Source organism: Rathayibacter sp. AY1B6, from assembly GCF_002932755.1.
Lineage (GTDB): Bacteria > Actinomycetota > Actinomycetes > Actinomycetales > Microbacteriaceae > Rathayibacter.
Genome location: NZ_PSWL01000026.1, coordinates 23,928 through 40,065, shown reverse-complemented (window position 1 = coordinate 40,065; position 16,138 = coordinate 23,928). Strand labels below are relative to the sequence as shown.

The window sequence follows — 16,138 nt, the reverse complement described above, 5'->3', positions numbered from 1 at the left end:
CACGCCTCGGATCCTCGTCGGTTCCGACGTCGTTCGGTCACCGTGGCGCGAGGTATCACAGTGCTGGCGCGCGTCCCGTATCGGGATCCTAAACCGGTCACCTATAGCGGCGTTTCTCGCGGCGTCGTTGCGCTCCTCAGCGCGTGTGTTCTCGCGGCACTGTGCGACTGGGCTACTCCGCGTCGTCGCTAGCAGTGTCGCCCCGGCCGCTTGCAAGAGGTCTGTAGCTGGGCAGAGGGGTGGAGCTCGCATCGAACCCCTCAGGGCGATCGTCTCCGTGATCCGCGGTCTCGCGGTCGGCTTCCATGCGCTGCCGCCGTGCCTGCTCCTCGGCCACGGCAAAATCGATGAGCCTCTTCGATCCGTACATACGACCACCTCATTCCTCGGAGTGGCGAGCGTATCGACCTCGGCTGGGGAAGGCGTCATCCCGGTACACACGACCGCTGCCCGCGGTTCCCGCCGCAGCCGACGTCGCCCGTGCCCCAGGTCGCTTACCGGCATTCGCTGCAGCGTGTTCCGTATGGGGATCGATCTGCGGGACGCTTTCAGCGGACCGCTCGGAGGGGCTTGGCGTCGTCGTCGCTTGCTGGTGATGCCGCCAGGGTCGACCGCAGGTCTTCTCGTGCTCGTTGGTAGCGGGTGCGTGCCGTGGACGCGGGGACGCCGAGGAGTTGTCCTGCTTCGGTGATGGAGAAGCCGTCCCAGTGGATGAGGCGGACGAGCTCGGCCTGTTCTGGCGCGAGCCTGGCGATCGCATCGCGCACGTCGACTCCTTCGTCGGCGGGGCGTCCTTCGGTAGGAGCGGTCGCCAGAACGCCGCGGAGCCGGCCGGAGAGGTCGGCTCGCCTGTTCTCAGTGCGGGTGCTGTTCGAGAGGACGTTCCGGGCGATGCCGAAAAGCCACATCCGCGACTCCTCCGCGGTGCGGGGAAGGGCGCCTACGCGGCGCCATGCGGTGAGCATGACGTCCGCGAGTGCGTCGGCGGCGTCCTCGAGAGGGAGGCGGCGTTGCAGGTACTTGAGCAGGTCAGGCGAGGCGACGCGCAGCGCCTCGGTGAGTCGCTCCGCCTCGTCGGTCTTCCTGCGGGTCACCAGGTCGCTCCGGGGCAGTGGGCCTCGCCCGCGATGCTGAGGTTCGCGGCGTCGACGTCGACGTTCTGCGCAGTGAGCTCGGCGTCGAGAGCGTTGCTGATGATGCGCCCGACGGCGGTCGAGTACTCCCGGTCGGCGTTGTAGAACTCGGTGCCGTAGCCGGCCGGCGTGCGGGATCCGTCAGCGTTGATGAAGGATCGGTCCTCGGTACGCAGCTGCGCGATGGTCTCCTGGAGTGCCCCGTCGCTGAGGAGGGCGTCTATGTCGGTCGTCTGGTAGAAGTTATCGACCACGGCGACGGCCGCCGGATCGGTTCCTTGAACGTCTCCCATGCGCTCCTCACACTGAACACCGCTGGGCAGCGAATAGGTGATCGAGGCGTCCGGCGTCTCCGCCCACGGCGACCACGCGCCCGTCGCCGCGGCGGCCGCGGTCGCCATGCCACCGAGCAGTACCAGCGACGCCACTCCGGCGACCGCAGGACGCGCCCAGCGGTGACGGTTGACGCGGGCCTCTGCCGCCGCGAGCTGCTGAAGCTCGGCCAGCTCGACAGCGACGTCGTTCGTCACTGTCGATGTGCGGGGGCTGGACTCATCCAGCAGGACGTCCAGGGGGTCTCGGTCAGGGGCGGCAGTCATGACGGGCTCCTTCGAAAGCGGGTTCATCCTGTACATGTCCACCCGACCCGCAAACGTCTGCCGCAGCATGAAACCGGCTCGCCGCCCTCGTCGCGGTGCCAGCGCCGACGCCGGACGTCAGGTCGCGAGGGAAGAGGCGAGTTCGGCGGGCGCTCCTGCGGAGCGGGGCTGCCACGACTCGAAGACGCCGTAGGCGATGATCCGCTCCGCGGTCGACAGCAGCGGATTGCAGCTCGTCATCGTGATCAGACGATCCGTCGGAACGACGTCGCTCGTCCAGGGGACCGGATCGATGACCTGCACTTCGGAGGGCTGCACGTATTCGAGGTTCCGGAACCGATAGGTGTACCAGCCGTCGGCGGTCTCGATGTAGATCGCGTCACCTAGTTGCAGCTCATCGATGAGGTGCATTCCTCCGCCGGCGGCGGAGCGGTGCGCCGCGATCGCGAAGTTCCCCATTTCGCCGGGCATCTGCGTTCCCGGGTAGTGGCCGATGCTGCCCACGTCGAGCACGTTCTCCGCGTCGACGCCCTCAGCGATCGTGCGCACCCACCCCTCGCCGTACCGGGGGATGTAGAGGTTGCCGAACGTGGTGTCCAGAGCTGCGACCGGCGCGATCACCGGGTCACCGGGGACGGCCGGCTCAGCGGTCGGCTCGGACGGCGCCTCCGCGGACGGCGCGTCATCGCCCCAGCTCTGGCGCAGCTCGGCCGCTTGATCTTCCTGCCGCCCTGCGATCACCGCATCGTTCCACCACAGCTGCCAGGCGAGGAACAGCAGAACGAGCACCCCTGCGGTCATCAGCAGCTCACCCAAGACGCCGAAGAAGGACAGGCGGCGACGAGCCGGACGACGTCGGCGCCGCGACACGTCCACGGATGACGAAGCAGTCATGCGCAGGAGTCTAGGTGTGCCGCTCTCACCCGCATCGCTGCTGGAGATCGTTCACCGAACGAGCGATCGCCCTGGTGAAGCTAGCTGCGCGGAGAGGCGTCGTTGTGCCAGTACGCGGCAATTGCCGAGGTTCGCCGCACTACCGCGTCCGCCGAGGCAGGCGCCGGCCACAGATACAGCGCGTACCGGTCAGGCGCCGGATGCGCTTCGTCGGCGACATCTTGTCGCCGGCCCTCTTCCATGCCGGAAGCGCACCACCGGGCCCGATAGGCGGACGCCGTGAGCTGGAACGACGCGGCGGAGTCCCCAGACCATCCGCTAAGCACCGCATCCGGTCCTTCGGGCTGGAAGCTCGCCTCGACGATCTCCTCCCACAAGCCGAGCTCAGGCGCTGTGTCCAATGTGCTGACTCGAACCTGTACGTACCCGGTGTGGATACCTGTCCGCATGAAGAGGGCGCCGGGCAAACTCGCTCCGCACAGCCCATTCTCTTGTCCGTCGAACGCATCACGAGGATCCTCAACCGACGCAGCGCCGGTTGTGAGTTGCAGCTGGGAGTAGTGCGTCCACACGGTTCCATCGAAGACGACTGGCATAACAGCCATCCTCCTCGACGTTCCCAGCGTCGCGTCCCATATGGGGATCGCTGGCCGGGCGTCCGGGAGGATCAGCGCATGTTGCCGGATGTCGAGCTTGCCGCAGCGCTCGAGGCTGTCGGGGTGCGGCGGCGGTGCTCGACGTCGACGTTGGGTAGCTTCGGGACATGGATGAAGCCACTGAGCCGTCCGCGCGTGGGTGGCGTATCGATCTCAACGAGCCGCCGAGGCTTCTGTGCAGTGAAGCGGAGGCAGCGCTCGTGCGCGCGTCGGAGGAGAGTGCACTTCTTCGCAGCCAGCCCTCGGGATCCAGTGGGAGGGAGAGGGTCGTTTCTGCTGCGCGCTCCGCTGTTCTTCTCGGTGCCAACGAGGACGAGCTCGCCGTGGCGATGGGGTTCACGCTCGAGGCTGTTCGGTCGATGCTCCGCGACGCTTGAACTAGGCCCGGGCCGTCCCGTATGGGATCCGCTCGCGCTTGCGCCACGCCTCGAGGAACGTCAACGACACCACGTCCTCCGCCTCCCCAGGAGTCGGAGCGAGCCCGAGCGCGTGCCGGCGGACGCGGTCGCGGTGCCGGTCGAAGATGCGACCGAACGCCTCACCCTCACCCGCTACGACGCGAGCCCAGTCCTGCTCATCAGTGACGCTCATACCAAGAAGTGTCCGCAGCGCTGCAAATCGCTGCACCCTTGGCCAAGTCCCCTCGAGTGCGAAGACTTGTGCCGTCCCGTAGGGGGATCGTTCAGCGGTTCACGCGATTCGCCGCCGTCGGAACGATCGGCAGCTTCTTCGCGCGAAGGGTGGTGGCGAGGAGCCGGCCGAGGAGGGAGGCGATGCCTGCCGTGACTGCGTATTCCGTGATGAGGCCCGCGGAGGAGGGCCAGGTCGCGTTTCCCGACGCGAGTACCAGTGCGGTGGAGGCGGCGGCGCCGATCACGAGTCCCAGACCCAGGAACGCGGCCGCCTGCCCGACACGCGGGAAGCGGCGTGTCCGCCGGTCGAGCCAGAGACTCGAGGGAAGCCACAGGAGTGCGCCCGCGACAGTGAACGCAGCTGCCGTGCCCGCGATGAGCCCTGCTGCGGACCCGCCCGATACATCCCAGCTGCCCGCTGTTCGCAGCAGCGCGAGGACCGCAACGGCCGGCCACGCCAGAATCCCCCATGCCAGTTCTCGTGTTTCCATGAGCATCATGGTCCGGCACGTCGGTGAACACGCCATGAATCAGAACGTTCAGCACTCCACGATCATGTGTTCCGTAAGGGGATCGTTGAGCGGCAGAGGGGGCGCTGCGCTATGTCGTCGCTCGGTCTTCCGGCGACTCGGTGATGAGCTCCTGCTTGCGTTCGGCTCTGAGCGCGACGACGGTTCCCTCGAGAGCGAGTGCGGCGGCTGCGGTGAAGAGGGCGGTGGCGTCCCACCTGTAGTGACGGATGGTGATGCCTGGTGAGGTCTCGCTGGCTGCGTAGGTGCAGGAAAGTCCGAGCGGGTAGAGGATCTTCTCGCCCGATACGCGGCTGGAGTAAAGGTCGATCCCGTCGGGGTACTCGCTGTGCTGGCACTGCACGGCGGCGGGTTCCCAGCCGGTCTGAACCCAGCCGATCGTGTGGGTGAGGAGGGCGACTGGGGTTCCGATCACCATCGCGAGGATGCCGAGGGTCTTCGCGGTCCGGAGTTCCATCCCGTCAGAGTAGGGCGGACGCTACCCACCAAGCGCGTCCCGAAAGGGGATCGGTCAGCGCTTCACTTGGGTTCGGCTGAGTAGGTGCGTGCCGCCCAGCTTGGCCAGTAACTCTCGGCCGCGTCTAGGTCGATGCCGCGAAGACGGATGAGGCAGACGTCCTGGTCGCTGCGGGTAACTACCCAGAGGCTATGGGGCCGGCCGTGAGCTCGCTTCGGGATCCAGGCCAGCACCTCGTCAAGGTCGGTTTCTGAAAGCTCCCACTCTTGGTTCGACGTGCCGTCTTCGGACCAGAAGTGGACGCGGTACGTCGGACCGTCGACCTGCAAGGTTTGGTCGCGCGGATCGTGCAGCTCTGCTTTCATGCGCCCACTGTAACTATCGGGGTGCTCGAGGCTGGCCCGTATGGGGATTGATCACCGGGTCGTCACGCGGTGCGGCCGAGCATCGCAGCGGACGCTGCGGCGCAGTTCTGCGGGCGACGCGCTCGATCGTGTCTTCAGAGCATGGCGGCCTACCGAGGCGACTGCTTCAGAGGACTTGTCCGTCACCTATGGCTTTGGGGCCTTCAACGATAGTGAAGGCCGCTCCGGCGCTGAGGGAGCTGTAGTCGATGTCGTACAGAAGCTGAAGGGTCACTTCGCTCGTCTCGCCGGGATCGACTTCAGTAGCCTCGCTGCTGCGCACGATCACGCCGAGATGCGTTCCGTCGCCGCCGACGACGACGACATGAGGTCGGTACCTTCCGTCGAGACCGATGGGCGCCTTTCGGCCGCCGTCGCTGGTTGGACGGAGACGGATCCTCGCGCGAACCGTTCTCGCGTCTGATTGCGGTGGTGTCACCGGCTGACCACTATGCCTACTGTTCGATGCATGGACTGATCATCGCAGCCGCGCTTCGCGTCCCGGATTGGGATCGTTCAGCGCTTCGGTCGCAGGGGCAGGCCGGTCCGCCCAGTAGGCGAAGGATTCCGATCCTGGGCCCGCGTCAGGAGGCGTCGCTGTCTCTAGTCGAGGCGTCGATCGAGTCGAGGGTGACAACCATGACGGGCTGTATCGACCGCGTTTGAACTGCTCGAGCGTCTTCCACTGCTCGAGCGTCTTCCACTGCGCTGCGGACGAGCGTGAAATGGACAGACCCTGATGCGAAGTCGGCTTCGGGGTCGACAGAGATTGGCGACGACTGAAGCGACAGGACGGCTTGAGCCGCACGGCCCGCCGAGAGTCGAACCATTCGGGGGAGCAGCCCGTCGATCAGGAACAATCCTTGTGCGACCACCTGCTCCCGCCACGATACGTTGGCGGCCGGAAGGTTCGAGCGTAAGTGGATGCTATTCACCCACCACTCCACTCCCCAAGCATCGGACGGCGGAGCCGTCCGGAGGCGAGAGGCGGCGTAGGCCCGAAGTACAACCGAGTCACCTGAACGAGTGAACCCGCGTTCGATGAGCGGTCGGAGCGTGGGATCGTCGTTCAACCAGCGCTCCACGGCTCAACTCTGTCACGCAGTGACGTTGCGCATCGTCCCGTAAGGGAATCGACTGGCGGGCTATTCCTCGATCGGTTCAGCGCCCTCGAGCGGAGTCAGCGTCGCCCAGAATCCGTTCCCGGAACTGAGGTACAGGCGGAGGGGCTGGTCGGTGTCCATCGGGTCTCCGTCCGGGTAGAGGTCGGTGCCGCTGCACGCATCAGGCATCGACACGACGCGGATTGTCTCTCCTGCAATGAACGGTCCCTTCTCTGTCTCATCCACGGTGACCATGTATGCGGATGCTGCGACGCTGAAGACGCTCTGAGTTCCCGAGGCGCGAGGGGAGGCGGTCGTGATGACCGCTTCGGCGACCTCGTAGCGAGCTTCCGCGGATCCAAAATACGCCCAGCCCGGGCATCCCGACGTCTGCACCGCCGGCGCGCAGCTGGCGGCGGTGAGCAGCGCCGCTCCGGTTGTGAGCGCGGCAGCAACTCGAATGCGGTGACGCGAACCCGAGGTCATGCCGGTGACGCTACCCGCTCAGCTCCGTCCCATATGGGGATCGTTCTGCGGATCACCAAGTCGCCGGGCCGACCTCCGCCGGGTGCCGTGGTTCAGCGAGAGAGCCCTCCCGCTGTCAGCTTGCGCGGACCGACAGGTTCTTGCCGAGCTGGGTCCAGCCGTCGCCGGTGGCGTCGTCCGGTACGGCGTCGTCGGGGTGGATCTGTACCGTCCAGTCGTTCTGCTTTGACAGCTTCTCGCCGCAGCCGCTGACCGGTTCGTCGCCCTCGTTGACGATGACGCAGTGTCCGGCTCCCTCGCGAGGTAAGGCCAAGTAGAAGTCGAGGCCCTCGACGGACCCGGCGAACCGGATCGAGTCGGGATCGAGCTTGTCTCCGACGCTGCCGAGCGAGGGGAGTGCGTCCTGCTCCTGCTGCGCCCTGTCGTAGTCCGAGTACACGGTCGGGTCGTCGTAGACGGTGGTGTCCTGCGCGCACCCGCCGAGAAGAGGAAGGGCCATGAGCGCGACCGAGGCCGCACCGATCTTGAATCCGTAGGTCGATCGTTTGTGGCCCATGGCGTCCCCCGTCGCGTTTCGCTCACCCTACTTCGCCTGAACTCCAGAGCACCGGCTCTCATCAACGGAGCGAAGAGCGCGAGGCTGCCCGTTCCGTATGGGAATCCCCTAACGGGACGACGCAAAGCCGATCGAAGGTCAGTAGGCGACGTCAGCGGGCGCTGGCTTCCCGACTCGGCTGTGATCGGGCCGACGGGCTCGGTGGGAAGATCTGGCCAGGAGGAGACCTGCAGTCACAGCAGCCAGCGACGTGGCGACGCCGGTGAAGGGCAAAGTGTCCGCGACATCCCACGGGAGAAAGAACGCTCCAGGGTCGGTGAGGGGGTTGATGACCAGGAGGAGCCCGACACCAATCAGTGTGACGGGTCGTCCCGGCGAGAGCACGAGGGCGCCGAGTATCACGAGCGGGAAGGCGATGGCCCAGAGGATCGTCGTGGCGATCCACGTGAAGTCCGACTGTGTGGCGCTGTAGCAACCCTCGTTCAGGCCACTGAAGCACGAGCTCCAATGCACCAGGAACGCGGCGGCACCAGCAGCGCCGAGCGATGCGATTGTCCATCCAACCAACGGGCCTGACTTAGCGAGTCGCTTCATGCGCTCACCATAGGACTCGAAGGAGAACCTGAGCTAGATCCACATGGTCGAAGCGAAGGCCACCGCCGCGCCCCCACTCGCTCTGATGAACGATCGTTCAGCGAAACCATTCCAGGCCTGGAGCGCGGCGATCCCACCTGAGGGTCAGAGGGTGGGGAACCAGCTCGAGTTGTCCACAATCCACAGCGACACAGAGTTCCAGAGCCCGGTGATGACGAGGACGCCGATCGCGATGAGGAGCACGGCGACGGCCTTATTGGCGTATGCGCCGATGCGGCGCAGCCAGCGGCGTGAGCGTGCTGCGCGGGCGAGGACGAGTCCGAGTAGGAACAGAGGGGTGAGCATGCCGAGGAAGTAGACGAACCCCAGCGCCACGCCGAGTCCCACGGTGTCGATGTTGGAGGCGAGGCCGTAGGCGATGGCGAGGGATGGGCCGAGGCAGGGGTACCAGACGGCGGCGCAGCTGATTCCGAGCAGCAGTGCTTTCGCGGCCGAGCCGCCTGGGGTGGAGGTCTTCGTGATCCAGGGGATCCGGAGGAAGCCGAGGGAGTAGAGGCCGGCGGCGATGAGTAGTCCGCCGGCGATGAACGTGTACGGCGGCCGGGCGAGGTTCACGTTCGCGCCGAGCGCGAGCAGCAGCGCCACGGATCCGATCAGCACGAGAGCGGCCCCGACCGCGAACGCGAGGATCGACCACACCTGTCGAGACGGTCGAGCCCGTCCGTCCCCTGTCGAGGTGAGCGCGCCGACGATGCCGGGGAGGATCGGTGCAGCGCAGGGGGAGAGCAGAGCGAGCGCGCCCGCGAGGAACGCGGTGCCAAGCTCGGGGAACATCCCCTCACCCTAGTTTCCGGAAAGGGCGCGTCCTGGCCCCGCGCTTCCTAGGCTGACCTCGTGACCTGGACAAGTCGACCGCGCAGCATCGCAAGGGTGACCGCTCGAACCCTCGCCATCACGGTCATCTCTGCCGCAGTCACGGCCTCGCTCAGCGGGTGCTTCGCCACCGCCGAGCGGCCGCCGCTCACCTTTGGTGACCTCGACCGGGCAGCGACCGAGGCCGATACGTTCCCGACGCTGCCCCCGCGTGCCTCCTGGTCCGAGATGGACGAGACCAGCTCCCGGCTCGTCGGCCGAGTCGGAGACCGATCGCTGTTCCTGGCGCGCACGAGCGATCCGGGCACGACGTGCCTGACGAGCTTCGCTGACGAGGACACATGGGACCAGAGCTGCGGGGCCGACGACTTCGACGCCACGATCGGCCGGAACACGGTCCACGTCGTCCCGGACGGCGCGGGCGCGGAAGAGACGTGGACACCGCTCAGCGAGAACGTCTACGTCGACAGCCCTGGTGTGCGGTGACGACGATCGAGGAGCTGCGACTGGCGCTCGTTCCCGTGTTCGAGGAAATGCTGCACGAGGACGAACGCTCGTCACTTCGGCTGCACTTCGTGCGGCTCGCAGAGTGGCCGGACGGTTCTCCTCTGAGTCCTGCAGATCGCCTCGAGGACGGCAGCGTCGTCGCGCAGTGGGTAGTCCTCGGGGAGACGGGCTCATCGCGAGAGCTTCAGAGCGGCGTCTCCGTGTTCGTCCTCGCTCTGGCCGTGCAGAGCGATCTTCAAGACTTCATCGCGGAGAGCGTCTTCGGGTGGGGACAGCTCAGGGGTACTTAAACGCTCCTGCCACCTTCTGGCACCGGTCGCCTCCGCCGGCAGAGGCGAGCGGCAGGCCACATCGATGAACTATCGAGACCTGGCCGCCTCCTCGATGAACCACTGTCGTCGTACGGTCTGGTCATGGGTGCATTGGTTCGGCGTCGCGTTCGGTGGTGGTGGCTCGCGATCGCGTTGGTTGCTCTCGTCGCTGTGGTCCTTCTCGCCGGTGACCGTTCGGGTAGCTGCGTGGAGTACGTGAACTCGCCAGGCGTGTGCACCAGCGTCAACGAGGATCCCCGTACCTGGGTACTCGTCGGGATCGGCAGCCTGATCGTCCTCGGCGCACTGTATGGAGCGTTTCGGCGCCGGTAGTCGAGCCCTGCAACCGATCATGGCCGCCCGCGAAAGGATCGTGAGCGGGCGATCGGCTCGGTGGCTGAAAGCCTTGAACTCGCGTGCAGCCCACGGTTCTGGACTGCCGCGACGATCAGCCGGACATCGAGCGGCGTCCATACACTGAGGACTTGTGACTGCTGATCGAATCCAGCTCGTGCGCGACGACAAGCTCGCTATCGTCCCCGCCTCCGCCGTCGCGGTGCAGCCGTCAGCGGGCTGCTGATGGCCGGCGGGGCGAGCAGTGCGCTCGCCTGCAACGCTCTCGGCGCGGTGATCCATGACGTCCGATCAGCGATCTGACCACGACGCGCCTCTCGAGCGCGAGCCCGACACGGCTCAGGCTCGCACCGATGCGAACTTCCGCCCGGCCGACCACTTCGACTCCGACGGGTCTATCACGCAGCCCACCCTCGGCTTCACCGGGTGGGTCCGCTGGATGTGGCGCCAGCTCACCAGCATGCGCACCGCGCTGTTCCTGCTGCTGCTGCTCGCGATCGCGGCGGTGCCGGGCTCGCTCGTGCCGCAGCGCTCCTCCGACCCCAACGGCGTCACCCAGTACTTCATCGACAACCCGGACCTCGCGCCGCTGCTCGACAAGGTCCAGGCCTTCGACACCTACACCTCGGCGTGGTTCTCGAGCATCTACCTGCTGCTGTTCGTCTCGCTGATCGGCTGCATCATCCCGCGGACGAAGCACCACTTCGAGGCGATGCGCTCGCGGCCGCCGAAGACGCCGGCCCGTCTGCAACGCCTCGCCGGCTACACCGTCCGAGATGTTGAGGGCTCCACTGCGGAGGAGGCGATCGAGGGCGCCCATGCGATGCTGCGCCGTGCCGGCTATCGCGTCGAGCGGTACAACGACCCTCGCGGCCGCTGGTCGAGCGTCTCCGCTGAGCGCGGTTACCTCCGCGAGACCGGCAACCTGGTCTTCCACTCCGCCCTGGTCGGCATCCTCGTCGCCGTGGGTATCGGCGGCGGATTCGGCTACAGCGGGCAGCGCGTGCTGGTCGAGGGCGGTCAGGGGTTCGCGAACAACCTCGCGGCCTACGACTCGTTCAACCCGGGGCGCTTCTTCGACAGCAGCCAGCTCGACCCGTATCAGCTGAACCTCGACAGCCTGGCCGTCGAGTACGTGACCGAGCCGGGCGAGGCGTTCGGGCAGCCGATCGACTACACCGCGACCGTCACCACCACCCAGCGCGGAGGCAGCAGCGAAGAACGCACCGTCAAGGTCAACGAGCCGCTGGCGATCGGAGGCACAAATGTCTACCTCCTCGGCAACGGCTACGCCCCGACCATCACAGTGCGCGACCCCTCCGGCACGGCGATCTTCACCGACTCGGTGCCCTTCCTCCCGACCAACGCGAACCTCACCTCGGTCGGAGTGGTGAAGGTGACGGACGGCCTTGCTGAGCAGATCGGCATGACCGGCTTCTTCTACCCCACCCAGGACCAGCTCGCGACAGGAGCATCGACGTCCGTCTTCCCGGACCTTCAGTACCCCGTGCTCTCGCTCGACGTGTTCTCGGGCGACCTGGGATTGAACGGCGGAGTGCCGACCTCGGTCTACGAGCTCGCCGTCGACTCTCTGACTCGACTGACCGGAGGTGACACCGGAGTAGCACCATTGACGCTGAAGCCAGGCGAGACCACGAACCTGCCCGACGGACTGGGCACCGTCACCTTCGAGAACGTCGGAGCCGACCCGGACGTCATCGGCACCGACAGCGTCCGCCGCTTCGCGTCCTTCGACATCCACCACGACGCCACCCAGGGCTGGGTGCTGCTCTTCGCGATTCTCGTCCTCGCCGGGCTTCTCACGTCACTATTCGTGCCGCGCCGACGAGTCTGGATCAAGGCCACCCCGGCCGAGGACGGCTCGCTGCGCCTCGAGTACGCCGGACTCGCCCGAGGCGAGGATCCACAACTCGTGCGAACGGTTCGAACGGTCGCAGACCGTCACGCGCCACTCGACTAGAGCGGGCTGCTCGCTGCCCTAAATCCCAACGACCTCGGGGCGTCCACCCATCGGGCGGTCCTGAGGAAGATGTAGTGCTCACCGTCAGCGCTGTTTTCACGCCTCGGATCTTTGTCCGTTCCGACGTCGTTTGGGCGCCATAGCGCCGGCGTCAGGCCGCTGGCGTGCATCCCGTATAGGGATCGGTGACCGGTACACGCAGACGCGACATCGAGCGCCGCGAAAATCCGCGGTGCTGAGTGTCCCGTTAGACCCGTCCGGTGATTTGTTCGGTAGGGGGGCGTCAAACGGGATACTGGTCCAATGGCTGAGCTGATCGGATACGCCCGCGTCTCGACGGACAAGCAGGACGCGCAGGCGCAGCGTGACGCGCTGCTCGCGGCCGGTGTGCCGGCGGAGCGGATCTACGTCGACGCCGGCCTCACCGGCAGCAACCGCGAGCGGCCCGCGCTGCGCGAGGCCCTGGCCGCGTGCGACGCTGGCTCGACTCTGTTCGTGACGAAGCTCGACCGCCTCGCCCGTTCGATCACCGATGCGCGCGACATCGTGGACGAGCTCACGCGCAGGGGAGTGCGCCTGAACATCGGCGGGTCGCTGCACGACCCGAACGACCCGATCGGGCGGCTGCTGTTCAACGTGCTGGCGATGATCGCGGAGTTCGAGGGCGACCTGATCCGCGCGCGCACGAAGGAGGGCATGCGGGTCGCCAAGGCGAAGGGCCGGCTGCGCGGCCGCGCGCCGAAGCTCTCCCCGAAGATCGAGGCGCACCTGGTCGCGGAGTACCGCTCCGGGAACTACACCGTCGCGGAGCTGTCGGAGCAGTTCGGTGTGACGCGCTCGACGGTCTACCGAGCAGTCGAGCGGGCGATCGTCTCGGAGTTCCGCGCGGTGGACGTCACGCTCCCGCTTCCCGCAGCGGAGTAGCCCTCAGCCGCGAGTGACCAAATGGGCATCTAAAGCGGCGTGTCGCGTCGCGCTAATCACAGCCACAGCTCTACGTTAATCACATGGCTACGACGCGGCGTCCCCGAGGAACGATGGTGGAACCCACCAACGTTGCCTGGACGGTCGAGAAGCAGGCGCGCGATCGCTTCAACGACATGGCGTCGCACGCCAACGTGTCGTCGGCGGTGTTCTTCGAGCGCCTGGTCGAGCACGTGCAAAGCGAGCTGACCGACGAGGGTGTTCCCTCGTGGTGGCCGTCGCAGCCGACCCTTCTTTCCGATGAGGAGCTGCCCATCGACACCCGTTAACGCATTAGGCCCGTCGCTCTCGCGACGGGCCTAGAAGCCTTGGCTTCCCACCTCGCACAGTTTGGCGACTCAGAGGTGTGAAGCAGTCCCACCCAAGAACCGGTTACCAGCCGGGCCTTCGGTGTACCCGCCGGAACGTACCCGGAAGGAATGACCACATCGTAACAGCGGAGTTCGTCTCCGTGCACTCCCGACCCACCCTTTTTTCAGGGGAGCGGTCGGTCGAGCTTGCATCCGAGACGTCACAGGCGGCCGCGTCGCGGCCGAACAAATTGCGGTCGGGCTCGTGGAGCCCCGAGCCGGCACCGGGCGCCTACGCGCCGCTGCCGTGCTGGACGTCCGGTAGCGCGTGGTTCGACGCCGTGTTGGACGCCCTGGTAACGCCCGAGGGCGAAGCCGTGCGAGCGGCTGTGAAGGTCGCACCGCACACGCTGCTGCTCGTCGCTCAGGAGGACATGCGCTCGGCCGACGTCGGTACGGGACGCGGCGTCACGACAGCGCACCAGACGGTCGCGGATCGCCTGGGCATGTGCAAGAGGACCGTGCAGCGCGCCCGAGAGATCCTGCTGCTGTTGGGCCTCGCCGCAGTCGTCATCGAGGGCCGTTACCTGTGCGGAGGTGAGCGCGTTGCCGCGCAGCTCGCGCACGGTGGCCGCCAGCTCCGCATGGCTTCCACGCGGGCGCTCGTGATGCCCCGTGCGGCTGCCCTGCGCGCCGCGTGCGCGGCGCCGGCTCCGGTTCCGTCCCGCGTCTCGCAGGGCGGCCGGATCACCCGATCTGTGGAGAATGTCCACCTACCCCGTAGGCGCCACGTTCCTCCCACAGCTCCAGTTAAGAAGATCCCACCAACGCGCGGTGGACCGCGCTTGGAAGCCGCTTCGCGGCAGCCCGGACGAGGAAGTAACACACGGCGCAGCTCGATCGGTCGGCCGGCGGTTCCGAGACCCATTGAACTTCAACGCTTCGCCGCTGCGCTGGCTCAGCGCATCCCTTGGCTTGCTCGCGGTGTGCACGTCGGTCACGTGGTTGGGATGCTCGAGCGGTCAGGGATCGACGTCTCCGAGTGGAGCGTCGAGGGGCTGATGTTCGCTATCACTGCCTGGCTGACGCGGGACGGTCGCCGCGTGCCGGACACGTTCACCAGTCGCAACGCTCTCGGGTTCTACGGCTGGGCGATCCGCCAGGTCATCACCGAGCACTCGCGGTTCGACCAGGCTCGTCGTGACGCTGCGGCGGAGCGGGCCGCTGACCAGCAGCGACGCGCCGCCGAGCGAGCCGCGGAGGCTGCACGGCTGGCGAACATCGACCAGGACGAAGTGGATCGGGTGATCGCTCAGATGAAGCGCGATCAGCACGAGTACGAGCGGGCAGCTCGGGAGCGCGAGGCGGCACGCAAGCGCGCCGCCGCCGAGGCTCGCGAGGAACTTGCGATCCGTACCGCGGAGCTACGATCACGGGGCTGAGCACGCACCGAGGCCATCCATCCGATAAGCGGCGCGATGCCGGAGATGGGCAGCCGTCAGGAGTGCCCCGCAGGGGCATCCCGAAGGGACGCGGAGCGCTCTTGACGGGTGATCAGCGTAGGCAAGAGTGAAGCGTCGGATGGACGGCCGGACCGCAGCCGGCGCGATCAGCCCGGGAACGAAGAAGCCCCCGCGAGCTGTGCTCGAGCGGGGGGCTCCGACGCGAGCGAGGGGGTCGCTGCGTCACGGTCGACGTTACGTGTTCCGTCCTACCGCGGTGGGGGCTTGCGGGACCGACGAAGGCGATCGTCCGGTCGCTCAGGCTGCGTCGTCAGTTGATTCCGTAGCGCTGTTTTCCGTCGAGTCGCCGGGAGCGCTGTCGCTCCCCGGTGAGCGACGCGAACGAGGTGCACGGCCGCGGGACTGGTCGGGCCGCGGCACTCCGGCTGCGCGGAGTTCCTTCTCGGACCACCCGGTAGCGAGCGCATCGGCCCACGCCCTCGTGTGCCGACTTTGCGCGTCAGTGAGAGCCGCGCGTGCAGTGTCAGTGTCGTTCGCAGCGGTGACGATCGTGCGCACCGCTGCGACTCTCTTCTCGACACTCGCTTCGAGCAGCCGGCGTGCGGCGTCGGCGGCGTCCTCTGGGTTCCTCGTGTTGTCGCTCATGGGATCAGGCTACATGCCCAAATGGGCATCCGGAAGACGCCGCAGCGTCGCCCATCCGGAGGCTGTTCCTTCCCGCGACGGGTGCCCGTTCGTGGAGCCGCTTTGCTGCACCATCGCTACGCTCGGGCAGAGCGGTTTGTGGAGCAAGCTGTCCGTTTACCGCTGGTAAATGGCTTGCCGGGCTGGCGCTGCGTTGGCTCCGGGTGCACACTAGAGGTGTGGTCCCCGCCGGGTGGCGGGTTCGCTGCGCTGGCAAGGGAAGGGCGGGTGGTTCGAGTGTCGGAGTCGACTCCTCGACGGTTGTTCGCTCGGAAAAGGCGCGAGAACGCACCCGAGGGGGCACGCGAGAAGTACTACCGCGTGTACGTCACCGCCGAAGAAGATGCGGCGTTGCAGGCTCGCGCAGTTGTGGCCGGCGACATCACGGTTCCGCGACTCTTGTTCGAGTCTGCGATGAACGCGCAGGTCCGCACGGACGCCGAGTGGAAGAGCGCAGTGGCCGAGCTGATGCAGGTTCGCGCTGACCTTGGCGGCATGGCTCGTAACCTCAACCAGCTCGCGCGGTTCGCGAACACCGAGGGGCAGTTCCCCGCACAGGTCGAGGAGTTCCGAGCGCAGTTCGCGGCACTTGTCCCGCAAATCAGCGCAGCGTGCCGTGCGGTGGCCGGCAAGTGATTCCTAACGTC

At 66.9% G+C, this 16,138-nt stretch carries 21 protein-coding genes; 8 read left to right on the top strand and 13 right to left on the bottom strand.

From position 1 onward, the window contains the following. Positions 1–548: 548 nt before the first annotated feature. The 4 genes from C5D08_RS13535 to C5D08_RS13520 form a co-directional block, all read right to left on the bottom strand. Positions 549–1,094 carry an RNA polymerase sigma factor gene (locus C5D08_RS13535; RefSeq protein ID WP_104224254.1) on the bottom strand — a complete coding sequence of 182 codons (546 nt, stop codon included), beginning with the start codon at positions 1,092–1,094 and terminating at the stop codon, positions 549–551. Beyond that, the gene (locus tag C5D08_RS13530) at positions 1,091–1,732 is read right to left on the bottom strand and encodes a hypothetical protein (RefSeq protein ID WP_146079378.1); all 642 of its coding nucleotides are present in this window, start codon (positions 1,730–1,732) and stop codon (positions 1,091–1,093) included. The genes C5D08_RS13535 and C5D08_RS13530 overlap by 4 nt, the downstream gene beginning before the upstream one ends. 117 nt (positions 1,733–1,849) lie before the next feature. Beyond that, the gene (locus C5D08_RS13525; protein WP_104277483.1) at positions 1,850–2,626 is read right to left on the bottom strand and encodes a class E sortase; all 777 of its coding nucleotides are present in this window, start codon (positions 2,624–2,626) and stop codon (positions 1,850–1,852) included. 80 nt (positions 2,627–2,706) lie between these two features. Next, complete coding sequence (locus C5D08_RS13520; RefSeq protein ID WP_104234405.1) at positions 2,707–3,222, bottom strand: hypothetical protein; 516 nt, start codon at positions 3,220–3,222, stop codon at positions 2,707–2,709. A 167-nt stretch (positions 3,223–3,389) separates the two neighbouring features. Here C5D08_RS13520 and C5D08_RS16730 point away from each other — a divergent pair, with 167 nt between their 5' ends. Next, complete coding sequence (locus C5D08_RS16730; protein ID WP_146086163.1) at positions 3,390–3,659, top strand: hypothetical protein; 270 nt, start codon at positions 3,390–3,392, stop codon at positions 3,657–3,659. Position 3,660: 1 nt separating this feature from the next. On the opposite strand, the gene C5D08_RS13515 is transcribed toward C5D08_RS16730, so the two are convergent. From C5D08_RS13515 to C5D08_RS13485, 9 genes are all read right to left on the bottom strand, one after another. Continuing rightward, positions 3,661–3,873: a sigma factor gene (locus C5D08_RS13515; protein ID WP_104234406.1), complete on the bottom strand. Its 213-nt coding sequence runs from the start codon at positions 3,871–3,873 to the stop codon at positions 3,661–3,663. Positions 3,874–3,964: 91 nt separating this feature from the next. Then, positions 3,965–4,405 (bottom strand): hypothetical protein, encoded by a 441-nt coding sequence (locus tag C5D08_RS16725; RefSeq protein WP_146083934.1) that lies wholly within the window; start codon positions 4,403–4,405, stop codon positions 3,965–3,967. Positions 4,406–4,514: 109 nt separating this feature from the next. Continuing rightward, positions 4,515–4,901 (bottom strand): hypothetical protein, encoded by a 387-nt coding sequence (locus C5D08_RS13505; protein WP_104277482.1) that lies wholly within the window; start codon positions 4,899–4,901, stop codon positions 4,515–4,517. A 62-nt stretch (positions 4,902–4,963) separates the two neighbouring features. After that, on the bottom strand, positions 4,964–5,266 hold the full coding sequence (locus tag C5D08_RS13500; RefSeq protein ID WP_104234409.1) for a hypothetical protein: 303 nt from the start codon (positions 5,264–5,266) through the stop codon (positions 4,964–4,966). A gap of 166 nt (positions 5,267–5,432) precedes the next feature. Further along, positions 5,433–5,594 (bottom strand): hypothetical protein, encoded by a 162-nt coding sequence (locus tag C5D08_RS17070; protein WP_181027273.1) that lies wholly within the window; start codon positions 5,592–5,594, stop codon positions 5,433–5,435. 856 nt (positions 5,595–6,450) lie between these two features. Continuing rightward, entirely contained in the window at positions 6,451–6,894 is a 444-nt protein-coding gene (locus tag C5D08_RS13495; protein ID WP_146087938.1) for a hypothetical protein, read from the bottom strand. A 115-nt stretch (positions 6,895–7,009) separates the two neighbouring features. Then, positions 7,010–7,450 (bottom strand): hypothetical protein, encoded by a 441-nt coding sequence (locus tag C5D08_RS13490; protein WP_104234410.1) that lies wholly within the window; start codon positions 7,448–7,450, stop codon positions 7,010–7,012. 138 nt (positions 7,451–7,588) lie between these two features. Further along, positions 7,589–8,044: a hypothetical protein gene (locus tag C5D08_RS16720; protein WP_146079385.1), complete on the bottom strand. Its 456-nt coding sequence runs from the start codon at positions 8,042–8,044 to the stop codon at positions 7,589–7,591. A 144-nt stretch (positions 8,045–8,188) separates the two neighbouring features. After that, positions 8,189–8,878: a cytochrome c biogenesis CcdA family protein gene (locus C5D08_RS13485; protein WP_104277481.1), complete on the bottom strand. Its 690-nt coding sequence runs from the start codon at positions 8,876–8,878 to the stop codon at positions 8,189–8,191. A gap of 96 nt (positions 8,879–8,974) precedes the next feature. Between C5D08_RS13485 and C5D08_RS13480 the strand changes: the two genes are divergently transcribed. The 7 genes from C5D08_RS13480 to C5D08_RS17545 all read left to right on the top strand — a co-directional run bounded on the left by C5D08_RS13480 (position 8,975) and on the right by C5D08_RS17545 (position 16,127). After that, positions 8,975–9,403, top strand: coding sequence for a hypothetical protein (locus C5D08_RS13480; protein WP_104277480.1), 429 nt, complete (start codon positions 8,975–8,977; stop codon positions 9,401–9,403). After that, on the top strand, positions 9,400–9,714 hold the full coding sequence (locus tag C5D08_RS13475) for a hypothetical protein (RefSeq protein ID WP_104277479.1): 315 nt from the start codon (positions 9,400–9,402) through the stop codon (positions 9,712–9,714). Before C5D08_RS13480 ends, C5D08_RS13475 begins: the two co-directional genes overlap by 4 nt. Before the next feature lie 655 nt (positions 9,715–10,369). Continuing rightward, positions 10,370–12,070 carry a cytochrome c biogenesis protein ResB gene (locus C5D08_RS13470; RefSeq protein WP_104277478.1) on the top strand — a complete coding sequence of 567 codons (1,701 nt, stop codon included), beginning with the start codon at positions 10,370–10,372 and terminating at the stop codon, positions 12,068–12,070. A 303-nt stretch (positions 12,071–12,373) separates the two neighbouring features. Then, a complete protein-coding gene (locus C5D08_RS13465; protein ID WP_104277477.1) occupies positions 12,374–12,994 on the top strand; it encodes a recombinase family protein in 621 nt (206 codons plus the stop codon). A 116-nt stretch (positions 12,995–13,110) separates the two neighbouring features. After that, a complete protein-coding gene (locus C5D08_RS13460; protein ID WP_146082602.1) occupies positions 13,111–13,323 on the top strand; it encodes a hypothetical protein in 213 nt (70 codons plus the stop codon). A gap of 362 nt (positions 13,324–13,685) precedes the next feature. Beyond that, complete coding sequence (locus tag C5D08_RS16715) at positions 13,686–14,786, top strand: hypothetical protein (RefSeq protein ID WP_146086142.1); 1,101 nt, start codon at positions 13,686–13,688, stop codon at positions 14,784–14,786. 687 nt (positions 14,787–15,473) lie between these two features. Beyond that, a complete protein-coding gene (locus C5D08_RS17545) occupies positions 15,474–16,127 on the top strand; it encodes a MobC family plasmid mobilization relaxosome protein (protein ID WP_104277474.1) in 654 nt (217 codons plus the stop codon). The last annotated feature ends 11 nt before the right edge of the window (positions 16,128–16,138 follow it).